The organism is Achromobacter sp. Marseille-Q0513 (assembly GCF_018195695.1).
Taxonomy (GTDB): domain Bacteria; phylum Pseudomonadota; class Gammaproteobacteria; order Burkholderiales; family Burkholderiaceae_B; genus Achromobacter.
In genome coordinates, this window is sequence record NZ_JAGTJY010000409.1 from 1 (window position 1) to 792 (window position 792).

1 protein-coding gene is annotated in these 792 nt (G+C 52.0%); it reads left to right on the forward strand.

The window, feature by feature from the left end; genetic code table 11:
* Positions 1–792, forward strand: a 792-nt coding sequence (locus KDH83_RS30965) for a hypothetical protein (RefSeq protein ID WP_212322910.1), incomplete at both ends; no start/stop codon positions are given.

Here is a 792-nt window from a genome sequence, read left to right on the forward strand (position 1 = left end):
TCACTGGATAACGACCTTCATGATCGAGAATTATTTGAAAAATACCTGGAAGAAATACTCGTGGGGTGCTCAGCTGTGCTGGCGGGGAGTGAACCAGAAGATTCTAGAATGCTGAATTCACTTGATCCTCGGGTCGGTGTGAGGCTAAACCGAGGGCCAAACGGTCTACAGCATGAGATATATGCAAAATCGGAATCTGTTCAAGCTAAGTTTCGCTTCAAGGCCCTGGGCGGGAGGGAGAACCTGGAGCGTGTTAACGAAGCGCTTGGCTTCGGTCTGCCGGGAACTTTTGACGTGGGAGACCTTAATGTCCTGGGTTCACCTGTGTTTTCCGCGATTGCGGGGAAAAAGATATCCACGGCGAAGCTCTCCATTGAGCAATCGCCGGTTGGGACGTCGACAATTCGGCTCTTTCCCGGTACAAAGTTTTCAATAACGTCACCGGGACTCTCAATAAGAGCGCGGGTCTACCGCGGACTGCTTGGCCTGGCAGTGTTAACGGATGGCATGGACTGTCTATTCGATGTCAAGCTGTTGCTTCCGGCCCCCGGCGGGCCTCGGAAACCGCAGTTTAAACTTGGAATAAGGGGGGCGGCTATTGCAGGAATGCCCATCCAAGAGCTCGATGAACTTGCTCCATTGGCGAACTGGGTTGATAAGGTGAATGCGGAGCGAGCCTTGTATTTGGAGACTAGCTTCAAAGGAAAGTCTGGGAGGTTGATCCCGGAGAACAACGCATATTGCTCTCTCCAAGAAACCCTGCGTTGGTTTCTTTTATTGGGTCGGCTGCAC